Raw genomic sequence first — 20,659 nt, 5'->3', positions numbered from 1 at the left:
TTCGGGTCCACTGCTATCTCCCTAGCGTCTTGCTCCCTGACGTCGAGACAGGGTCCGTACGGTGGCCTCCAGCTCCGCGATCCGGTCGAGCAGATCCACAACCAGGCCGATCGCGGCGTAGTTGAGGGGCAGGCCCTCGTGCAGCCGCTGGATGCGGCCCGCGGCGGCCACCTGGGAGGGCGGGAAGAACAGCTCTCCCCGGGCGTCCCTGACCGCCTCCAGCAGGCCGAGCGCCACCAGCCGCCGTACGGCCTCGGGGTGCAGGCCGGTGGCGCGGGCGTAGGTGTCCAGGTCGAGCCGCGCGGGCCGTACCAGTGCGTAGGTCATGCCGCCCTCCGGGGATCGAAGTTCGAGGTGGCGGCGAGCTGCTCGAAGAGCTTCCGTTCTGCGGCGGTGGGCCAGGGTGGCACCATGATGCGGACCTCGGCCAGGAAGTCGCCGGGACGGCCGCGCGGGTTGGGCATGCCGCGGCCGCGCAGGCGCAGGCGGCGGCCGCTTGAGCTGCCCGCGGGAACCGTCAGCTTGGTCTCGCCGCCCGGCGTGATGACGGGGACGCTCGCGCCCAGCGCGGCCTCCCAGGGGGCCAGCCGGAGCACGGTGTGGATGTCGCGGCCGTCCACCCGGTAGCGGGGATGGTCGGCGATCCGCACGATCAGGTAGAGGTCGCCGGGGCCGGCCCCGTCGCTGCCGTGCCCGCCCTGGCCGGTCAGCCGGATGCGCTGCCCGTCGGTGACCCCGGGCGGGATCGTGACGTCCAGCCGCCGCCCGCCCGGCAGCGTGATGGTACGGCGCCCGCCGTGATAGGCGTCCTCGACGGTGAGCGTCAGCTCCGCCTCCTGGTCGGCCCCCGGCATCGGGCCCCGGTGCCGCCTGCCGCCGAACATGCCGATCAGGTCCTCCAGATCGATGCCCTGGTCCCCGCCGAAGCCCCCGAACACCTCTTCGCCGAATCCGGTCTGCCGCGGCGAGCCCCGCCCACCGGCGGCGCCCGCGCGGGCCCTGGCCCACTGGGCGGGATCCACGTCGGGCGGCACCTGCCGGAAGTCCGGTCCGAAGGTGTCGTACCTGTGGCGCGTCTCGGGGTCGGAGAGCACGGCGTACGCCTCCGAGACCTCCTTGAAGACGTCCTCCGCCCCGGGATCCTTGTTGACGTCGGGGTGGTAGGCGCGCACCAGCTTCCGGTAGGCCCGCTGGATCTCGTCCTGGTCCGCGTGCCTGCCGACCCCGAGCACCTCGTAGAAGTCGCGGGCCATCACGCCGCCTGCTTCGCGACGACCACCGCCGCCGGGCGGAGTTGCCGCCGGTCGTCGCCGTACCCGGGGCGTACCACCTCCACGACGGTGCCCGGCGGCACGTCGTCCCTGGGCACGGCGGCCACCGCCTCGTGGTGGGCGGGATCGAAGGGCACCCCGGTCTCGTCGTGGCGGAGGTAGCCGAGCCGGGCCAGCACGCCGACGGCCTGGTCCCGCACCGCCCGTACGCCTTCCAGGACCGCACTCCCCCCGGCGTCCCCCTGGGCGGCGTGGCTCAGCGCCAGTTCGAGGTTGTCCAGCACGGGCAGCCACGCCGCCGCCGCGTGGTCCCGCTCCTCGGCCCGCATGCGTTCGACGTCGCGGGCGACGCGCTTGCGCAGGTTGTCCAGGTCGGCGACGGCACGCAGCCAGCGGTCCTCCAGGTCCGCGAGCTTGGTCTCCACGTCCTCCGACACGTCCTCCGACACGTCCTCCGACACGTCCTCCGACACGTCCTTGGGCAGCGACTCGCCCTCCGGGGGCAGCCGGTCGGGCACTTCATCCTGGTTGTTCATGGCTCACTCGGAATCGGAGGGCGTGAACTCGGCGTCGATGACGTCCTCGTCGCCTCCCCCGGACGGCGGCGTTCCGGCGCCGGGGCCGCCGGCCGCACCGGCGGAGGCCATCGCGCCGAGCCCGTGGTAGATCTGCTGGAGCTCCCCGGTGAGGATGCGCAGCCGGTCCAGCGGCACCTCTTCCTTGATCGCCTGCCGGGCCTCCTGGACCAGCTGCCCGGCCCTGGCCCGCTCGTGCACCGGCACCGCCTCGCCGAGCTCCTCCAGCCGCCGTTCCACCTGGTAGGAGACCGAGTCCAGGTCGTTGCGGGCGTCGATGGCCTCGCGCAGCCTGGCGTCCTCGCTGCGGTGCCGCTCGGCGTCCGCGACCATGCGCTCGATCTCCGGCTTCGCCAGGTTGGAGCTCTCGCTGATCGTGACGCGCTGCTCGGCGCCGGTGTCCCGGTCCTTGGCGGAGACGTTGAGTATGCCGTTGGCGTCGATGTCGAAGGTGACCTCGACCTGCGGCGTCCCGCGCGGCGCGGGCCGGATGTTCTCCAGCCGGAACCGGCCGAGCACCCGGTTGTCGGCGGCCCGCTCCCGCTCGCCCTGGAGGATCACGATGTCCACCGCGTTCTGGTTGTCCTCGGCGGTGGTGAAGGTCTCGGTACGCCGGGCCGGGATGGTGGTGTTCCGCTCGATCACCTTGGTCATCAGGCCGCCCAGGGTCTCCACGCCCAGCGACAGCGGGGTGACGTCCAGCAGCACGACGTCCTGGACCTCGCCCTTGATGATGCTGGCCTGGACCGCCGCCCCGATGGCCACCACCTCGTCCGGGTTGACCGTCATGTTGGGGTCCTTGCCGTCGGTGAGCCGCCGGACCAGGTTCTGCACGGCGGGCATCCGGGTGGACCCGCCGACCAGGATGACCTCGTCGATGTCGGCGGGCCGCAGCTTGGCGTCCTCCATGGCCTGCTCGACCGGGTGCACGCAGCGTTCCACCAGGTCGGCGGTGATCTTCTCGAAGGTGGAGCGCATGAGCGTGGTGTTGAGGTGCTTGGGGCCCGAGGCGTCCGCCGTGATGAACGGCAGGCTGATCGAGGTCTGGGTCACCGCCGAGAGCTCCGTCTTGGCCTTCTCGGCCGCCTCGAAGAGCCGTTGCAGGGCCTGCGGGTCGCGCCGCAGGTCGATGCCCTGGTCGCGCTGGAAGTCGTCGGCCAGGTGGTCGACGATCCTGCGGTCGAAGTCGTCGCCGCCCAGGTGCCCGTCGCCGGAGGTGGCGCGCACCTCGATGACGCCCTCGCCGATGTCCAGGATGCTCACGTCGAAGGTCCCGCCGCCCAGGTCGAAGACGAGCACGGTCTCGTTGGCCTTCTTGTCCAGCCCGTAGGCCAGGGCGGCCGCGGTGGGCTCGTTGATGATCCGCAGCACCTCCAGGCCGGCGATGCGGCCCGCGTCCCTGGTCGCCGTGCGCTGCGCGTCGTTGAAGTACGCCGGGACGGTGATGACCGCCTCGGTCACCTTCTCTCCCAGGTACTTGGCGGCGTCGCCGGCGAGCTTCCGCAGCACCAGCGCCGAGACCTCCTCCGGCGCGTACATCTTCTCGCCGACCTTGAACCGTACGGCCCCCTGCGGCCCCTCCACCACGTCGAACGACACGGCGGTCATCTCGGAGGTGACCTCCTCGTAGCGGCGGCCGATGAACCGTTTGGCGGAGTAGATCGTCCCCTTCGGGTTGAGGATCGCCTGGCGACGGGCGAGCTGACCGACCAGCCGCTCACCCTGGTCGGTGAAGGCCACCACCGACGGGGTGGTGCGCGATCCCTCCGCGTTGGGGAGCACCGTGGGGTGGCCGTCCTCCGTCGCGGCGATGACCGAGTTGGTGGTGCCGAGATCGATGCCGACTGCTTTCGCCATTGCTCGCTTCTCCCTCCGGTCACGTGACACCCGTGGCGCGTGGGGGACGTGGGGGAACGTCGCGGGCACCAGAGTGCCGACCACCCCCTTTTCGGTGATCTCGCTTCCGAGTCTTGTCCGCGGGCCGCGGCCTCACATCCCCAAGACGGGTAGTCATGGCTCGGGATCGATCCGCCCCTGGGCCATGGCGATCCGGGCGAGCTCGACCCGGGAGCCGATGCGGAGCTTGCGATACACGTGCTTGAGGTGGAAGGCCACCGTGTGGGCGCTGATGAACATCTGCTCGGCGATCTGCCGGTTGGTGTAGCCGTCGGCGACCAGCACCGCGATGGCGTGCTCGGTCTCGGTGAGGCTCTCCCAGCCGACCGGCGGGCGGTCGGCGTAGGTCCAGTGCCGGTGGCGTACGCCCAGGCCGCGCAGGCGTTTGCGGACGCGGGCGGCGTCCCGGGCCGAGCCGAGGTCGTGGTAGATCGTCAGCGCCCGGTCCAGGCTGCCTGCCCCCTCCTCCTGGCGTCCGCAGCCGCCCAGGGCCACTCCGAGGTCCTCGGCGGCGGAGGCCCGGGCCCACACGTCCTCCGCGCGCTCGGCGGCCAGCGCGAGGGCGTCGCGATCGTTGTCCAGCAGGCCGCGGGCGTGCGCGGCGGCGGAGGCCAGCGCGGGGAAGCCCGGGTTGGCGTGTGCCAGGGCTTCGGCGGTGGCGACCACGCTTTCGGCCGCCGCGCGGTCGTGTACGGCCAGGGCGAGGCGGACCAGCCAGGCGGTCACCGGGGGTTCCAGGGTGAGCAGGCGGTCGTCCTGCCACGAGTTCTCCGGGAGGTCGGCGAGCAGGGCGATCGCGCGCAGCGGGCCCTCGCGGGCCTCCACCACCTGCGCGGTCAGCAGCGCCCGCCGCAGGCGTCCTTCTCGGGTGTCGGCGGGCAACTCGGCGGCGTGCCGTGCCGCCCGCCGCAGGTCGCCGCGGCGCAGGGCGACCGTGGCGAGCACCGTTGCGGCCAGGGCGGCGGGCAGCGGGGCGCCGGAGGCGGCGGCGAGTTCCCGGGCCCGTTCCGCCTCGGTGACGGCGCTGTCGAAGCGGCCCGCGACGAGTTCGGCTCTGGCCTTGAGCGCGGTGGTCTCGGCGGCGTCGGCGGCCGGTGGTCCCGGGTCGAGGATGGCGTGCCGTACCGGCTGGGGGATGTCGGCGGCCACGGTGACCCTGACCAGGTCGTGGCGGAAGGCCAGGCCGTACGGGGTGGCGGTGAGCAGGCCCGCGGTCATGCACTCCTCGACGGCGGGGAGCAGGGCGGCCGGAGTGGTGGCCAGCAGTGCCGCGGCCTGTTCCGGGGCGAACGAGCGGCCGAGCAGGGCGGCGGTCTCCAGCAGCTTCCTGGCGTCCTGGCTCAGCCTGCCGACCCAGCGGCGCACCACGGGCCGGAGCCGGTGGGACGGGTGGGTGCCGTCGCGGACCGCCGCGATCAGTTCGGCGATCAGCAGCGGGTTGCCGCCGGCGGCGTCCACCAGGGCCCGGGTCGCCGGGTCGGGCGGCCCTTGGAGCAGGTCGGCGGCCATCGCGGCGGCCGAGGCGGGGGCCAGCGGCGCCAGGTCGAGCTGTTCGGCCCCGTCCCGCCGTACCAGGTCGAACAGCGCCGCGGCCTGGTTGCCGCCGCCGGTGGTGGAGCGGCTCAGCAGCCAGCCGACGGGACGTTCCCTCAGCCGGTCGCGCAGGGCGCTGATCATGGTCAGGGTCGCCGCGTCCGCCCACTGCAGGTCGTCCAGTACGGCCAGCAGCGGCGCCCTGGCCCGTTTCTGGAACCCCGCCGTGAGCCGGTCCAGCACCCGGGCCCGGGAACCGAGCCGGGCGAAGGGGTCACCTGAGGGGAGCTCACCTTCGAACCGCAGGTCCAGCGCCGCGAACAGCATCCCGCACGGGCCAAGCTCGCCGAGTTCCTCCGCGCGGCCCCGCACCACGCCGACACCCCACCCGGGGGCGGCCTTGGCGGCCTCTTCGAGCAACCGGCTCTTCCCGGTGCCCGGTCCCCCCTCCACCAGCAGCGTCCCGGTGCCGCCCGCCGCCACCGTCCGGAGCAGGCCCTCGACACAACGCCATTCCTGGTCACGTCCCCGCATGCAGGTCCCCTGATGGGACCGCTTTCCGGGACAGAGACCGAGATATCCCTAATTCTTGGAGATCTTTAGCGATGGGTTTTAGGTCGATCACAAGAACTTGCTAAGCAGCCCGGGTTGCACTGAAGGCGTTCAACCTTCAATCCCTGAGAGAGACCCATGAACAGATCGCTCATCGGCTGCGTCGGCGCCCTCGTCGTCGTCTACCTGGCCGGCGCCGCCATCGCCGTCGACCACGGCCTCAACCCCACCTACCTGGACGCCCTCGGCACCGAGGGCCGCCTCGCCGCCCCCATCCCCATGATCATCCTTCAACTGCTCGCCGTGGCCCTGTCCGTCAACTCCCGCCGCGGCCTCGCCCTCACCGGCTCCGGCCTCCTGGCGGTGGCCTGCTCGGCGGCGGTCATCTCCGGCTTCTTCGACGGCGGCTACACCGACCCCCGCCTGTCCACGTTCGACCACGGGTACCAGATCGCCATGATCGCCGGAATCGCCGCCCTGGGCCTGCTCGGCGCCATCCAGTTCACCCGCCGCCTCCGGTCGAACAGCACCTTTTCACGGGTCGCCGCCGGCTGACCCCGCAAGTTCATCCCCAGCCCTCGGAATCCACGTGCATCGCGGCCTCTTCCGCGGAGTAACCCCCGGCGTCGGGGCCGATGTCCCGGGCGACCTCGTCGGGCTCGACGACGGAGTGCGCGCCTTCGTCCGGGCTGACGAGGCGTCCGACCGCGTAGCTGTCGTGCTTCGGTGGCTCTTCGGGGTCGAGGTCCTCGGTGAAGGAGTCGACAAGCGCGTCCGTGTCCTCGTCCCCGGCGTCCTCGTCCTCCTGGCTGTGCGCCGGGTTGTCGTCGGGGCCGAACATCGGCTGTTCCTCCGGAACCTCACGGGCCAGCCGCCCCGCCATGGGCTCTCCTTCGTACTGCTCCTCGGCGGTCGTCCCGAAGTCGTCTATGGCCATCGGCCTGTCGCCGGGCAGGGGCTCCTCCTCCGGGTCGACCGCCCACTTCCGCTCGGGCGTGCCGGACTGCAGATCGGGGATGCCCTCATCCTCGAACTCCGACCGGGGATCGGGTTCCGGCCGGTGCATGGGTTCCGGCGTGTACTCGGTCATCGTGGCTTCCTCTCGAGCACCTCAAATGCTCGCCTGCCCGCAATAAACCCCCCAAAACCCCTCAAACCCCCTAAGCCCGCTTCAACGACCTCCCGACCCCGGCCACCACCGTGGTCGCCAGGATCCACCCCGCGGCCACCAGCCCGTACCCGACCCATTCGGTGGAACCGACCGGCCGCCACGCGCTCTGCCGGCCCAGGTCAATGTCCAGTCTGCCGCGCCAAACTCGGTTCATCAGTTGCGGGCGGAAATTTACTGGCATGGGCTGCCGGGGTATCCGCTGATCGGGAATCAAGGCCCTCGGAAACGATCACCGTTTTGATGAGGGATGACATATGCGGGTGAGTCTGGGCAAGGTGGCGGCGGCGCTGGCGGGGGCCGTGGCTTTGATGATGGCGCCGGGAGTGAGTGCGGCGCAGGTCGCGCCGGAGCCAGTGCCCTGTTTCAAGTTGCCGTACTTCGGGCCGTGGGGGAAGGCGGACTTCGACTTCACCAACGTCACCGTCGAGCAGCTGAAGAAGAACGGCATCCGGCTGGAGGCCATCGAGCCGGTACGGCTCAAGCGTGGCGGGGCCGGGATCTACATGCCGATCGGCTGGAAGCAGGACCACATCGACCCCTGCCGTGGCGTGTACTACCCGGGCGGCTTCCGGCTGGTGAACGACAAGACCGGGCAACAGATCTCGTTCGACAAGATGTGGCTCCGGTTTGACGGGGTTTACTTCAATGTCTCGGAGAACGGCGGGCCGGTGAGCGAGCGGCTGGTCGGCACGTACAAGCTGCACGAGTTCATGCCGACCATCGCGACGCCGCGCCCGCTGGAGGGTGGCGTCGGCCCGCGCTACTGGCCGTTCTACGTCGGCCCGGCCTGGGCGGACGCGGTGAAGAAGCTGTCCGGCTTCGAGGTGCCGATCGGCCAGCCGTTCGGCAACCTGGACGCGGTCGTCAAGTACGTGCCGTGATTCCGAGGGCCGCCGGGCACCCGGCCCGGCGGCCCGCCGTATTCAGAAGCGGCGTGGCGCCGCCAGGTACGGGAAGGTCGCGCTGACCGGCACGTCCGGCTTGGTGACCAGTTCGTGCGAGGTGATGAGGGACGGCGAGCCGACCCCGGCGGGTTCGCCCATCAGCATGCGGACCAGCGTGGCGTGCGCGTCGTCGCCGAGCCGGCGGCCGTTCGGGTAACCGGCGCGGTCGTCCTCGACGAGCCCGAACCGGTTGGGGTTGGGGGTGGGCGGGATGGACAGGTTCAGCCGGAGTTCGTCGCAGGGGATCACGTCCGCGGGCACGACGTCCTTGTTGAGCACGTGCGCGTTGAGATCGTCCTGGATGGGTCCCGTGGACTTGGCCACGCCGGTGAAGAAGATCTGCCAGAGGTCCCGGCGTGGGGTGGGGGGCACCCGTACCGTCCAGTGGGACGCCTTGATCAGTTTGGGCCCGGTCGGGTTCAGGATGAAGCCGCTCAGGCGTGCGTTCTTCGCGTCATCGGTGGGTTTGAGGGAGTTGTACGTCTCCCCCATGCTGAACATGGTCACCACGTCCAGCGCCGGGTTGCCCATGCGCGACATCTGCGGATAGGTCCCGGTGAGCCCGCGTCGTGCCGCGGTGGCCCAGATCCCGATGACGGGGTTGCGCGCGACGTCCCCGCCCAGCGCCAGCGAGGCCTTCGGCACCTGGAGGACCATCGCGTTGACGTTCCCGTCCAGGACCTTGATCAGGTCGATGGGCGGGGCGAACGGCAGCCCGGTGAGGGCCAGCCCCACGGTCTTGGCGTTGCTGAAGAAGGAGTCGGCGGCTTTGAGCGCGATGGTCTGGCCCCCGCCGGGCAACGCCTCCACGGCCTCCGGGCGCCCGTCGGCGGTCAGCACCGCCACCCCGTCGGACACCAGCGTCCGGGCAGGCTGCCCCGGCCGGATCTCCTCCAACTGGTACGGCTGACGCCCACCGGACGGCGCGGAGAACGTCCACCGGTAGGTGATGTCCGGCGTGCCCGTTCCCCGCTGGTCGACATGGATCTCGTACCGCGCGTCGGCGGCGAACCCCATCCCGGAAAGCTGCTGAGTAGGCGTGTAATTCGTAATAAAACACACCATGTCGGGGTTGTCGGGGCAGATGTGGGCGTAGAGGTCGGAGCCATCCATCTGGGGATCCAGAATGAGGCGCGGCGCGTCCACGTGGCTGGCCGCGGTGCCCGTACCGGTTCCCGGGCCGGCAAGCGCCCCCCAGCTGATCATGCCCACCGAGACGGCAGCCGCCGCCACCGCCAATTTACGATATTTCAAGACATCCCCCGATATCAGGTTGAATGGCGGGTTTGCCCGCCGAGTCGTCCAGCCAGTCGCGCGTACCGGCCGGCTTCGGAGGCCTGACCGGCTCGCCGCAACGCCCAGCCGAGCGCGTCCGCGACCTCCACACTCCGCCGCTTCCGCCACTCCCCCCGCAGGAGCAGGACCGCCGCCACGGGATCGCCGTGATCCGCCTCGTACCTGCCGAGCGTCAGCGCGTCCCCCGCGGCCCTGAGCATGGCGAACCGGGTCTCGGCCTCGCGGTGCCGGCCTATCCGCAGCAGCAGTTCGCCCTCTTCCAGGAGGAATGTGGGTGACGGCAGGCGGTTGACGGCGGCCTCGTAACTCCCCAGTGCCGCCTCGACATCCCCCAGCGCGGCCTGGGCCTTCCCCCGCCCGGCCAGCGCGTGCGCGTAAAGGGGGTCGGCGTTCAGGGCCAACTGGTACTCCCGCAGCGCACCCGGCACGTCCCCCGCCGCCCACCGGGATTCGCCCAGGCGATGGTGGCAGTAGGCGAGGTCGCCCAGGTCGACGGCCGCGTCCAGCGCCCGCCGCAGGGCCTCTTCGGCCCGGGTGTGCTCGCCGCGCAGCTCGTACATCCGGGCCGCCCGGGTGAAGGAGGCCACGTCGGCCCGCAGGTCGAGCATGTGCCCCAGCGCGCGTTCCGCCCGGCCGTACCGGCCGAGTTCCACGGCGGCGTCGAAGAGCACACCGTACGCGGAGGCGCGGCCGGGATCGAGGTGGAGCGCCTTGGTGGCCCAGGCGTAACCGTCGGCGAACTCGTGGCGGGTGTTGGCCAATGCCCCCAGACCCACCAGTGCGTCGATATTTCCGGAATCGAGGCCGAGAGCGTGGCGGAACGCCTCCTCCGCCCGGGGCGCCAGGCCCGCGTCGCCGGTCCGGCGCACCCGCTCGGCGTACAGATCCCCCAGGGCCGCCCACATCCTGCCGTCCCCGGGATGGGCCCGCAGGTAGGCGGCGGTCTCCGCGAGCCGGTCCACCGGCGGTAGCGCCGATCCGCCCGACCCGGCGGGGCCGAGCATGGCCAGCACGACCGCCAGCAACGCACCCGTTCCCACCACCCGCATCATGAAGTCGATCATGGTACGCGCGGCGCGGGAGCCTCAATCGCGGCCGGTCAACAGCGCGTAATAACTAACTCGTGTACACCTCGAACTCCGACAGCTGCCCGGCGGGCCAGCCCGTGTTGGCGGTGAAGTTCAGCCGGACGTACCGGGTGGTGGCGGCGGCGAAGGTGATCGTCACCGTGTTCCCGGTGGCCGGGTTGAAGGTGTATCCGGCGGAGTTGACCAGCGTGCTGAACGTGGAACCGTTGGTGCTCCCCTGGACCGAGAGGGTCTGGGTGCGCGTCTGCCAGGCCGAGGGCGGCGGCAGCTTCAGCACGATGCGCCCCACCGCGACGGCCGTGCCCAGATCCACCTGGATCCACTGCGGGAAGGCGTTGTTGACGCTCTCCCAGTAGGTGTCGGCGTTGCCGTCCACCGCGTTCCCCGAGCCGTAGTTCTGGGTGTGGCCGCTCTCCGCCGTCGGCTTGTTCCGGGCGAGATTGCCCTGCGGCGCCGGGTCGGTGGTCACGGTCACGGGGGCGGACGGCTGCGACTCGTTCCCGGCGGCGTCCTTGGCCGTGACCGTGAAGGTGTACGCGGTGGCCGGGTTGAGCCCGTTCACCGTGGCCGTGGTCCCGGTCACCGAGGCCACCACGGCCCCGGCCTGGCGGACCGAGTACCCGGTCACCCCCACGTTGTCCGTCGAGGGGTTCCAGGACAGGGAGACGCTGGTGGTGGTCTTCCCGGTCACGGTCAGCCCGGTGGGCACGGCAGGCGGCTCGGTGTCCCCGGGCGCCGCCGTCCCGTACACCTCGAACTCGGCCAGCTGCGCGGCCGGCCAGCCGGTGTTGCCGGTGAAGTTCAGCCGGACGTACCGGGTGGCGGTGGAGGGGACGGTGATGGTCACCGTGTTCCCGGTGGCCGGGTTGAAGGTGTATCCGGCGGAGTTGACCAGCGTGGTGAACGTGGAGCCGTTGGTGCTGCCCTGGACCGAGAGCGTCTGCGTGCGGGTCTGCCAGGCGGCGGGGGGCGGCAGCTTGAGCACGAGGCGGCTGACGGTGGTGGTGGCGCCCAGGTCCACCTGGATCCAGTGGGGGAAGTTGCCCTGGCTCTCCCAGTACGTGCCGGTGTTGCCGTCCACCGCGGCGGAGGACGGGTAGCCGGGGTTGGTGCTGCTGGCCAGGGTCGGCTTGTTCAGGGCCAGGTTCTGCTCCGGCGGGGGTCCACCGAGTACGGGCGGCGTGGGCCGTACGGCGGTGAGGGCGAGCTGGCCCTTCAGCATGCGGCCGCCGTCGCCGGTGAGGCGCAGGTAGTAGTCGGCGGAGCAGGCGGTGCCGTCCTCGTCCAGGGCGAGCATGCCGGAGTTGGCGGGCAGCCAGGCGGCGCTCTCGGCGGTCTTGGCGATCTGGTTGCCCTCGTTGAACTCGTCGAACATCGAGATGTAGACGCCCTGGCAGCCGGCCCTGATGACGTTGTAGAACTGCCGCCACATGAAGTCGCCGTGGCGGCGGTGGCGAGTGGTGAGGTCACCGGGCATCACACAGGGCTGGTAGTCGATGCCCCGGGCGTTGCATTCGGCCTGATCGGGGACGGTGAGGTTGGTGTAGAAGTCGTCGGAGCCCTGGAGGGTGCTGATCCGGCCGACCATCCACGGCGAGATCATGTTGAACGCCCGGTAGACGTCGGCGAACCCCGGCCGGGAGTCGTTGATGCCCTGCCGCCAGTAGGTCGGGACACCTCCGATCACGTACAGGCCCTGGTTCTTGAACCAGTTGAGGACCTCCAGGCAGGGCGCCGGGGGGAAGGGGCGCTGCGGATCGTCGAAGCCGAAGCCCCAGATGCAGACCACCGGCTTGCCGTTCTGCCGGGCGTACGCGGGGGAGGCCACGTGCGCGGACATCTTGTTCTGCCAGTCGGTCTTGATCTCCGACTGGAAGTTGGTCCAGTCGCTGACGTCGTACATGACGTACCACTTGACGCCGTTGGCCTCGGCGGCGGTACGGACCTTCTGCGCCATCGCGTCCCGGGTGGGGCCTTCGGAGCCGTTGGGGTTGAAGCGCTGTAACGCGGCGGTGTCGATGTTGTTCTCCCGCATCCAGCGGAAGTGGGTGTCCACGGTCTGCTGGTCGTAGGAGGAGAAGAGGGTGGCGGGCTGGCCGTTGCCCAGGTTGGCGTAGGCGGTCGGGTACTTGTTGGTGAACTCCCGCATGTCCGGCCAGGCCACGATGGTGGTGTTGGTGGGCGAGGGCGGCTGCTGGTTGTTGAGGCTCCAGTGCCACCAGGCGTTGATCGGGGCGCTGTCGCCCTTGCAGGCGAACCAGCCCTGGTAGCCGACGGTGATCTTGCCGACCACGTCTCCGGGCGGGGAGGCGGCGCTGGCCGCACTGGTCAGCGCGGAGAGGACCTGGGACGACGAGACGGCGGCCAGGGCGGATCCGGTCACTGCGGAGGCCAAGAACCCCCGGCGGGAAACTGCCACACCTACTCCTTCTGCTCGAAAGCTGCGGAAGCGGCGGGTCAGGACGCGTGAACCGCGCGCCAGGTAAGACTCGTGGCGTTATCGTGACAGGATCCGATACATCAACGCAATACTTGGAAACCTCCCTGCAAGAAAGTGACTTAGCGAGCGGCGGCGTTGATGTCTCCGGTCTCCAGGATCCGGTTCTGGGCGCCCGTCCTGACCACCCGGAGCATGGCCCGGCCGACCTCCTCGGTGGAGGTGATCCCGTTCTGGAAGACGCGGCGCAGGACCGGGTAGAGGGGGGACATCACCGCGTAGACGGCCCGGTAGAGGGCGGTCTTCGACCGAGCGCCGTGCAGCGGCTGGATGAAGCCCGGCCGGAACATGTACGTCTCCAGGTCCAGCGCGAGCAGGGCGTTCTCGGTCTCCCCCTTGACCCGCGCCCACATCATCCGGCTCCGGCCGGTGCTGTCGGTGCCGGCGCCGGAGACGTACACGAAGGTGGCGTCGGGGCTCTGGCGGGCCAGGGCGCGGGCGGTGTTCAGGGCGGGATCGAAGGTCAGGCGGCGGTACTCGGGTTCGGTCAGCCCGGCCGAGGAGACGCCCATGCAGAAGAAGCACGCGTCGAATCCGGCCAGTTCGGCTTCCACGTCGGACAGATGGTCGAAGTCGGATAGGTGGAGTTCGCGGAGTTTGGAGTGACGGCGTCCGGTGGGCGTACGGCCGATCGCGAGCACCTGCTCGACGTCCGGATCGAGCACGCACTCCCGGAGCACGCCCTGCCCGACCATTCCGGTGGCCCCGAAAACAATGACCTTCATGGTCCTATCGTCGCACTTCGCAGGCGGCGGCCCTGGGGCCAGAACCCGTCGGCATGAGGTCGAGTAGGGGGGTACTCATGCCCCCACTCCCCCGGACGACTGCAATGACGAGCATGTTCACCATTCGCGCGGAACGCATATTCGACGGTCAGGAACTGATTCCCGCCCAGGCCGTGGCCATCGAGGACGGGCGGATCGCCGCGATCCTCCGCGAGGCGCCCGAGAACGCCCTCGACCTCGGGGACGTCACCCTGTTACCCGGGCTGATCGACACCCACGTGCACCTGGCCTTCGACGCCGGGCCGGACCCCATCGGCTCGCTCGACCAGGACGGCCTGTACGACCGGATGCGCGACGCCGCGCTCCAGCACCTGGCGGCGGGCGTCACCACCGTCCGCGACCTCGGGGACCGGGACTATCTGGCCGTCAAGCTCTCCGCTGAGCTCACGGACGGGCCCACCATCCTGTCCGCCGGACCGCCGATCACCACGCCGCGCGGCCACTGCTGGTTCCTCGGGGGCGAGGCCTCGGGTGTGGAAGGGGTACGCCAGGCCGTACGGGAACGGGCCGCGCGGGGCGCCACCGCCATCAAAATGATGATCACCGGTGGTGAGATGACGGCCGGCAGCCACTCTCACCTCTGCCAGTACAGCGAGGCCGAAGTGCGGGCCGCCGCCGACGAGGCGCACGCCCACGGCCTGCCCATCACCGGCCACGCCCACGCCGGCGCGGGTATCGCCCTGGCCATCGCCGCCGACTTCGACTCCATCGAACACTGCACCTTCATCACCGAAACCGGCATCGACCCCGACCTCACCCTGATGACCGCCATGGCCACCCGGGGCATCTACGCCTCCCTGACCGCAGGCGTCCTCCCCGGCTTCACCCCGCCCCCGGCCATAGCCCAGCGCCTCGCCAAACTCTTCGAGGCCACCCGCCTGATGCACGCCACCGGCGTCCCCATCGTCGCCGGCAGCGACGCCGGAATCGGCCCCACCAAACCCCACGGCATCCTCCCCTGGGCCGGCCCCAACCTGGTCGACTGGACCGGCATGACCCCCGTGGAAGCCCTCCGCTCCCTGACCTCCCTCGCCGCCCGCTCCTGCCAGATAGACGACCAGAAGGGCAAACTGGCCCCCACCTACGACGCCGACCTCCTGGCCGTCCCCGGCAATCCCCTCACCGACATCACCACCCTCACCCGCCCGACAGCGATATTCCGCAAGGGCAGACGCATCCAGCCGGCCGCCTAACCAAACATCACGGAAAGCTCGCCCGCGGAAATCACACCTTTGACGCCACAATGGGGGCATGTCGCGTCGATGGGTGGGGATTACCGGGGCCGGGATTTGTCTGGTTGCCGTCGGTGGGCTGGCTGTCTATTTCGTGGCCGTGGGGTTGGAGCGGGCGGACAAGGTGGCCAGCGTGGTGGGGGCGATTGTTGGCTTGGTGGGTTTAGGGGTGGCGGTATTTGCGGCTTTTGGTAAGTCCGAGGGGGACTCGGAAGGTGTGCGTAATGAGGTGAATGGGACGGTGCACGGGACAGTGGTGCAGGGGAAGGATTTTCATGGGCCGATCAATCTGGGTTGATTTGGCGTAGGGCGGATTGGCGGAGGGCGATGGCTGTCGGGTCATCGAAGGGGGCAAGGGCAGTTAGGGCCTGGTGCCAGGTGGTCTGGGCTTCTTGAGGGTGGTTGGTTTGGGTTAGGGCTCGCGCGAGGTTGGTCAGGGCCAGGGCGTGGTGCCAGTGGTCGCCGAGGTCGCGGTGGGTGGTTATGGCCAGACGGTGGAAGTTGACGGCTTCGGCGGGGCGGGCCAGTTCGAAGTAGGTTTCGCCGGTGCCGTCCAGAGCCAGGGCTTCGCGGCTGCGGTCTGCCAGTTGGCGTTGGATGGCGGCGGAGCGCTGGTAGGAGGTCAGGGCTTCGGCGGGATGGCCGGCGGCGCGTTGGACGCGGGCGAGTTCGAGGAGCCAGTAGCCCTGCCAGGCGAGGTTGTCGGCGGCGGTGGCGATGGCCATGGCGGCGTCGATGGAGTGCCGGGCGGCTTCGATGTCGCCGAAGGCGCGTTGGGTGCGGCTCAGCAGGAAAAGAGCATTGCCCTCGGAGAAGCGGTCGTTCAGGTCGCGGAAGACGGGGAGCGTCCCGGAAAGGATCTCCGCGGCGGCGGCCGGCCGGCCGAGTTCGATCTGGGCTTCGGCGGCGTTTGCCCTGGTGAGGGCCGTCCAGCGGAGCGGCGCGTTGGTATCGTCGCCGAGCGCCGAGAAGACGAGCGTGCTCTCCTCGAAACGGGCCAGGGCCTCGGTGAGGCGGCGACGGCGGAGGGCGAGCAGGCCGAGGGCGTTGAGCGACAGGCCCTCGCCGAAACGGTCGCCGAGGCGGCGGCGGATCTCCAGTGCGCCGAGGTGGCCGGTCTCGGCCTGATCGAGGCGGCGGGTCTGCACGTACAGCTTCCCGAGGCCCTCCAGAAGCATCGCCTGGCCGGGAAGGTCGCCGTCGGTGGCGGCCGAAGCGGCGCCGAGGGTGCCGATGGTCTCCCATTCGTCGAAGGCGTTCCACTGGGCGTGGATGACCCGCAGGGCGGCGGCCAGTCGCCAGGTGAGCCCGTGCAGCTCGGCGGCGGCAGCGGCGCGGACCACGGAGACGATGTTGGTCCGCTCGGTCTCGTACCAGCGGAGCGCCGTTTCCGGTTGGGCGAAGCTGAGCGGCGTGATGCCGGGTGGCGCGTCGTCGGGGAGTCTGTACGCGTCGTAGGGCGCGAGGGCGTGCTGCGCCCGATCTGCGGTGTGCAGGTACCACGACACCAGGCGGATCAGGGCTTCGTCGCCGTCTGCGGCGAACTGCCGGGCTTGTTCGGCGGCGTAGGCGCGTAACAGGTCGTGGATCTGGTACCGGCCGGGGGCGCTCTGTTCGATCAGGTACGCGCCGACCAGGACGTCGAGGAGACGGCGGACGTGGGCGGCGGGCATTCCGGCGAGAGCCGCGGCGGCCTCCAGGGAGAAGTCCGGGCCAGGGTGGACGCTCAACAGCCGGAAGAGCCGGGCGGCCGGGTCGGGGAGGGCGCGGTAGGACCAGGCGAAGACCGTGCGGACGGCGTCGGCCTCCTCCTCGCTCTCAGCGGTCAGGGCGTCCCAGAGGACTGATTCGTCCCGGAGGTCGGCTATCAACTCGTTGAGCATCATCAGGGGACGACTGGCCGCCCGCTCGGCGGCGATCCGCAACGCCAACGGCAACCGGGCGCAGAGACGTACCACTTCGACGAGGTCATCGGGCTGGTCGTCGGCGCGGTATCGGGTCGTGACGCTGCGGATCAGCGAGACGGCGTCGTTCTCGGTGAGGACGTCCAGCCCGAGGCGGTACGCGCCTTCGCGGGCGACCAGGCCGGACAGACGGCTGCGGCTGGTGATCAGAACCAGGCAGGAGGCGGTGCCCGGGAGTAGTGGGCGGACCTGGCCGACCGTGGCGGCGTTGTCCAGGAGGAGGAGCATGCGGCGGCTCGCGAGCAAGGAGCGGAAGAGGGCTGCGCGGTCTTCCAGTTCCGCGGGAATGGACGTGGCCGGTACGCCGAGATCGCGCAGGAACCGGTCCAGGACCTGTTCGGGAGTGGCGGGCGGCCCCGGGTCGTAGCCGCGGAGGTTCACATAGAGTTCCCCGTCCGGAAAGTGGTCACGCACGCTGTGCGCCCAGTGCAGCGCCAGAGCGGTCTTCCCCACCCCTGCCGTCCCCGCGATGATCGCCACCGCGACCACGAACGGCTCCCCCACGTCCTTGGCCACCAACGTCGACAGATGCGCCAACTCAGCCTGCCGGTTGACGAACCCCCGTACATCACCCGGAAGCTGCCGGGGCGTCACCGCGAAAACGGTCTGCTGATGAAAATGCACACCGCCCTGTACGTCCCGAGCCTGAACCACATCCCGCGCCCCACCGGACGAGGTGTTGTGAGGAGCCCCGTCATCTCGTCTCATGACCTACCGATACGTCTGCCACACGTATCCCCTGATCCATGTAGAGAGGTGATCCACCATTACCCCTGTACCACGCACACCCCCCTCGGTCAAACGTTCGAAATAACTCCCGAGTGTTTAACCCCCAACAGACCATCCGTAATTACGGTTTGGGCGACCGGCATGCCTGACGCACTGCCCGCACCGCTGCGCGTCCCGACCCGCGCCCTCTTCGCCATCGCCGCCACGCCGGTCCACCGCGCCATCCGGCCGATGATCGCCCTACTCGACGCGCCGCCGTCCAGTCACTTCGCCGCATACCGGGCGACCGCCCGTCCCGCGTTCGACTCGACAGCGGCACGCCGACTCCACGAACTGACCACGTCACTCATCGAAAGGGTGTGACGCGCCCGTCTAGAAGTGCCAGGGGAACGGGCTCCAGTCGGGGGAGCGCTTCTCCAGGAAAGAATCGCGGCCCTCGGCCGCCTCGTCCGTCATGTACGCCAGGCGGGTGGCTTCACCGGCGAACACCTGCTGGCCCACCAGGCCGTCGTCGATCAGGTTGAAGGCGTACTTGAGCATGCGCTGGGCGGTCGGGCTCTTGCCGTTGATCTTGCGGGCCCAGTCGAGGGCGACCTTCTCCAGGTCGGCGTGGGGGACGACGGTGTTGACCATGCCCATGCGGTGGGCGGCTTCGGCGTCGTACGTGTCGCCGAGGAAGAAGATCTCGCGGGCGAACTTCTGGCCGACCTGGCGGGCGAGGTAGGCGGAGCCGAAGCCGCCGTCGAAGCTGGCGACGTCGGCGTCGGTCTGCTTGAAGCGGGCGTGTTCGCGGCTGGCGATGGTGAGGTCGGAGACGACGTGGAGGCTGTGGCCGCCACCGGCCGCCCAGCCAGGGACCACACAGATCACGATTTTGGGCATGAATCGGATCAGGCGCTGGACTTCCAGGATGTGCAGGCGGCCGGTGCTGGGGGTGCCGTCCGCGTACTGGTAGCCGTCCTTGCCGCGGATGCGCTGGTCACCCCCCGAGCAGAAGGCCCAGCCGCCGTCCTTCGGGGAGGGCCCGTTCCCGGTGAGGAGCACACAGCCGACGTCGACGGTCATCCGGGCGTGGTCGAAGGCCCGGTAGAGCTCGTCGACCGTCTGCGGACGGAAGGCGTTGCGCACTTCGGGACGGTTGAAGGCGATCCGCACCGTGCCCTGGTCGACGGCCCGGTGGTAGGTGATGTCGGTGAAGTCGAAACCCTCCACCGGCTTCCACGCCTGGTCGTCGAACAGCTCAGAAACCATCACGTACCCCATCACTAGTAGTCAGACCCCGACAGCGGCCCGGATGCCGAAGATGTCGCGGATGGCCCCCAGTTTGGCCTCCGTCTCCTGCCATTCTGCGGCGGGGTTGGAATCACCGACGATCCCGCACCCGGCGAAGAGCCGGAGTTCCTTCCCGCGCACCCGGGCGCACCGCAGCGCGATGCACCATTCGCCGTCGCCCCGCGCGTCCTGCCAGCCGACCGGCCCGGCGTACCGCTCCCGGTCCAGCCCCTCCAGCGTACGGATCACCGACAGCGCCGTCAGAGAGGGTGTGCCGCAGACGGCGGCGGTCGGATGCAGCCGCCCGGCCAGGGCCAGCGCGTCGGTGTGCCCCCGCAGCGTGCCGGTGATCCTCGTCGCCAGATGGGCCACGTTGGCCAGCTGGAGAACGTGCGGCCTGGGCACCTCCAGCCGCTCGCAGAACTCGGCCAGCACCGCGACGGCCGAATCGGCGGCCAGCTCGTGCTCCACCGCGTTCTTCGGCGTGGACAGCGCGGGCCCACCACCCGGCCAGGCCGTACCCGCCAGGACGAGCGAGGTAACGCTCCGCCCGATCCGCTCGGTCAGCAGCTCCGGCGAGGCCCCGACCAGCCCGTCCACCGCGAACGCCCAGCAGGAGGGGAACCGCTCGGTCAGCCGCGCCCCGGCCGCCCGCGGGTCGAACGGCCCGCCCAGCCGACCGCGGACGTCCCTGGCCAGCACCACCTTGGCCAACCGGCCGTCCCTGATCTCCCGTACGGCTCTGGCCACCGCCCCGTACCAGCGCGCCCGCGCCCCCGGCTCGGCCCGCCAGTCCACATCGGGCAGCGTGGCCCACGGCGTACGCGGCGCAGGCCCAGGGTCGCCGACCGTGGTCTTCCAGCAGATGCCGTCCCGGCGGCCGACCACCACCCGGGGCACGATCAGCACCGAGTCCCCCGGCCCGTCGTCGAAGGTGAAGCTGCCGAAGGCGACCGGGCCGGTGCCGGGCAGCTCCACCTCGTCGCTGATCCGCCCGGCGGCCGTCCACGACCGCCACCACCGGCGGGCCAGGTCGAACCGGTCGGGCCCGGACGCGGTGAACCGCGCGGCCTCCCCCCAGGCCACCATGCCGTCTCCGCCGCGCAGCCATAACATGGCCCCGGCGTGCGGCGCGACCTCCAGTAAGGAGCCGGGATCGGCGATCTTGACCGTCTGGACCCGCTCCATCACGCCTCCGGCCGCCGTGCCAGCACCGTGTGCACCGTGAACGAGACCGCACGGAAGCCCGGATCGGCCATGATCTGCCGCACCTCGGCCAGCTGCCCGGCGGTCATCCCCGCCGCGATCAGCCGGTCGGCCAGGTGGTGGCTGTTGCTGATCAGCAGCCCCAGCCCCGGGGAGCCGGGCCCCCACACCTCGGTGTGACAGAAGGGGTCGATCTCGGTGAACCCCGCCTCCGCCACCGCCTGGGCGGCCGACCGTCCCCAGGTGGGGTCGGCGCCGACCGCGCCGAGCACCCGGGCCAGCGCGACCAGATAGTGCTCGTACGCCCGCCGAGCGGCCGGACAGGGCGCGAGCAGGGCGGGCCAGTGGCTGATGTCGATCTCGTCCAGTTGCAGCCAGCCGCCGGGTCTCAGCGCCGCGAGCAGCCGGGCCAGCACCCGCTGCCGCTCCGGCAGATGGCTGAGCACCAGCCGCGCGTGCACCAGATCGAAGGCCGCCTCGGGCAGCGCGTCGGCGACGATGTCATGGCAGAGCACGGTCAAGCCGGGCACCGCTGGGATCAGCCGTGGCTTGATGTCGGTGGCCAGCACCGACCCCGTCGGCGCCACCCGATCGGCCAGCCAGCGCGCGACGCTCCCGCCGCCCGCCCCCACCTCCAGGCAGTGCCAC

At 70.5% G+C, this 20,659-nt stretch carries 19 protein-coding genes; 5 read left to right on the top strand and 14 right to left on the bottom strand.

Annotated features, from left to right (window positions below; translation table 11 throughout):
• Positions 1–21: 21 nt before the first annotated feature.
• The 5 genes from KIP79_RS43735 to KIP79_RS43715 all read right to left on the bottom strand — a co-directional run bounded on the left by KIP79_RS43735 (position 22) and on the right by KIP79_RS43715 (position 5,809).
• A complete protein-coding gene (locus KIP79_RS43735; RefSeq protein WP_214110969.1) occupies positions 22–327 on the bottom strand; it encodes a chaperone modulator CbpM in 306 nt (101 codons plus the stop codon).
• Positions 324–1,253, bottom strand: a complete 930-nt coding sequence (locus KIP79_RS43730; protein ID WP_214110975.1) for a DnaJ C-terminal domain-containing protein — start codon at positions 1,251–1,253, stop codon at positions 324–326. The genes KIP79_RS43735 and KIP79_RS43730 overlap by 4 nt, the downstream gene beginning before the upstream one ends.
• Positions 1,253–1,807 (bottom strand): nucleotide exchange factor GrpE, encoded by a 555-nt coding sequence (locus KIP79_RS43725; protein WP_214110968.1) that lies wholly within the window; start codon positions 1,805–1,807, stop codon positions 1,253–1,255. The genes KIP79_RS43730 and KIP79_RS43725 overlap by 1 nt, the downstream gene beginning before the upstream one ends.
• Positions 1,808–1,810: 3 nt before the next feature.
• Positions 1,811–3,703, bottom strand: a complete 1,893-nt coding sequence (gene dnaK / locus KIP79_RS43720) for a molecular chaperone DnaK (RefSeq protein ID WP_214110967.1) — start codon at positions 3,701–3,703, stop codon at positions 1,811–1,813.
• A gap of 153 nt (positions 3,704–3,856) precedes the next feature.
• On the bottom strand, positions 3,857–5,809 hold the full coding sequence (locus KIP79_RS43715) for a helix-turn-helix transcriptional regulator (RefSeq protein WP_214110966.1): 1,953 nt from the start codon (positions 5,807–5,809) through the stop codon (positions 3,857–3,859).
• A 156-nt stretch (positions 5,810–5,965) separates the two neighbouring features.
• On the opposite strand from KIP79_RS43715, the gene KIP79_RS43710 reads away from it, so the two are divergent.
• Positions 5,966–6,382, top strand: a complete 417-nt coding sequence (locus tag KIP79_RS43710) for a hypothetical protein (RefSeq protein WP_214110965.1) — start codon at positions 5,966–5,968, stop codon at positions 6,380–6,382.
• A 10-nt stretch (positions 6,383–6,392) separates the two neighbouring features.
• Here the strand turns inward: KIP79_RS43710 and KIP79_RS43705 are convergent, their stop codons facing one another.
• Entirely contained in the window at positions 6,393–6,917 is a 525-nt protein-coding gene (locus KIP79_RS43705; protein WP_214110964.1) for a DUF5709 domain-containing protein, read from the bottom strand.
• A 335-nt stretch (positions 6,918–7,252) separates the two neighbouring features.
• Between KIP79_RS43705 and KIP79_RS43700 the strand changes: the two genes are divergently transcribed.
• Entirely contained in the window at positions 7,253–7,879 is a 627-nt protein-coding gene (locus tag KIP79_RS43700; protein ID WP_214110963.1) for a hypothetical protein, read from the top strand.
• A gap of 42 nt (positions 7,880–7,921) precedes the next feature.
• On the opposite strand, the gene KIP79_RS43695 is transcribed toward KIP79_RS43700, so the two are convergent.
• The 4 genes from KIP79_RS43695 to KIP79_RS43680 form a co-directional block, all read right to left on the bottom strand.
• A complete protein-coding gene (locus KIP79_RS43695) occupies positions 7,922–9,175 on the bottom strand; it encodes a DUF4331 domain-containing protein (protein WP_214110962.1) in 1,254 nt (417 codons plus the stop codon).
• Positions 9,176–9,210: 35 nt separating this feature from the next.
• Positions 9,211–10,290 carry a tetratricopeptide repeat protein gene (locus KIP79_RS43690; protein WP_214110961.1) on the bottom strand — a complete coding sequence of 360 codons (1,080 nt, stop codon included), beginning with the start codon at positions 10,288–10,290 and terminating at the stop codon, positions 9,211–9,213.
• Positions 10,291–10,354: 64 nt separating this feature from the next.
• Positions 10,355–12,745 (bottom strand): galactose-binding domain-containing protein, encoded by a 2,391-nt coding sequence (locus KIP79_RS49930; protein WP_214110960.1) that lies wholly within the window; start codon positions 12,743–12,745, stop codon positions 10,355–10,357.
• A 140-nt stretch (positions 12,746–12,885) separates the two neighbouring features.
• On the bottom strand, positions 12,886–13,548 hold the full coding sequence (locus KIP79_RS43680; RefSeq protein WP_214110959.1) for a Rossmann-fold NAD(P)-binding domain-containing protein: 663 nt from the start codon (positions 13,546–13,548) through the stop codon (positions 12,886–12,888).
• Between the two features lie 113 nt (positions 13,549–13,661).
• Between KIP79_RS43680 and KIP79_RS43675 the strand changes: the two genes are divergently transcribed.
• Both KIP79_RS43675 and KIP79_RS43670 read left to right on the top strand, forming a co-directional pair.
• Complete coding sequence (locus KIP79_RS43675; RefSeq protein WP_214110958.1) at positions 13,662–14,801, top strand: metal-dependent hydrolase family protein; 1,140 nt, start codon at positions 13,662–13,664, stop codon at positions 14,799–14,801.
• A 58-nt stretch (positions 14,802–14,859) separates the two neighbouring features.
• Complete coding sequence (locus KIP79_RS43670; protein WP_214110957.1) at positions 14,860–15,138, top strand: hypothetical protein; 279 nt, start codon at positions 14,860–14,862, stop codon at positions 15,136–15,138.
• Here KIP79_RS43670 and KIP79_RS43665 read toward each other — a convergent pair.
• Positions 15,125–17,398 (bottom strand): ATP-binding protein, encoded by a 2,274-nt coding sequence (locus tag KIP79_RS43665; RefSeq protein WP_214110956.1) that lies wholly within the window; start codon positions 17,396–17,398, stop codon positions 15,125–15,127. The two genes, KIP79_RS43670 and KIP79_RS43665, sit on opposite strands and share 14 nt — an antisense overlap.
• A 276-nt stretch (positions 17,399–17,674) precedes the next feature.
• On the opposite strand from KIP79_RS43665, the gene KIP79_RS43660 reads away from it, so the two are divergent.
• Positions 17,675–17,896, top strand: coding sequence for a hypothetical protein (locus KIP79_RS43660; RefSeq protein WP_214110955.1), 222 nt, complete (start codon positions 17,675–17,677; stop codon positions 17,894–17,896).
• Positions 17,897–17,905: 9 nt separating this feature from the next.
• Here the strand turns inward: KIP79_RS43660 and KIP79_RS43655 are convergent, their stop codons facing one another.
• The 3 genes from KIP79_RS43655 to KIP79_RS43645 all read right to left on the bottom strand — a co-directional run.
• Complete coding sequence (locus tag KIP79_RS43655) at positions 17,906–18,784, bottom strand: 1,4-dihydroxy-2-naphthoyl-CoA synthase (RefSeq protein ID WP_214110954.1); 879 nt, start codon at positions 18,782–18,784, stop codon at positions 17,906–17,908.
• Positions 18,785–18,805: 21 nt separating this feature from the next.
• On the bottom strand, positions 18,806–19,993 hold the full coding sequence (locus tag KIP79_RS43650) for an isochorismate synthase (protein ID WP_214110953.1): 1,188 nt from the start codon (positions 19,991–19,993) through the stop codon (positions 18,806–18,808).
• On the bottom strand, positions 19,993–20,659 hold a 667-nt coding region (locus tag KIP79_RS43645; protein ID WP_214110952.1), incomplete at its 5' end, for a class I SAM-dependent methyltransferase. The genes KIP79_RS43645 and KIP79_RS43650, both read right to left, overlap by 1 nt.

Source organism: Acrocarpospora catenulata (assembly GCF_018476525.1).
GTDB lineage: Bacteria > Actinomycetota > Actinomycetes > Streptosporangiales > Streptosporangiaceae > Acrocarpospora > Acrocarpospora catenulata.
The sequence above is the reverse complement of the archived record's forward strand: the minus strand, read 5'-3'. Positions and strand labels throughout refer to the sequence as shown.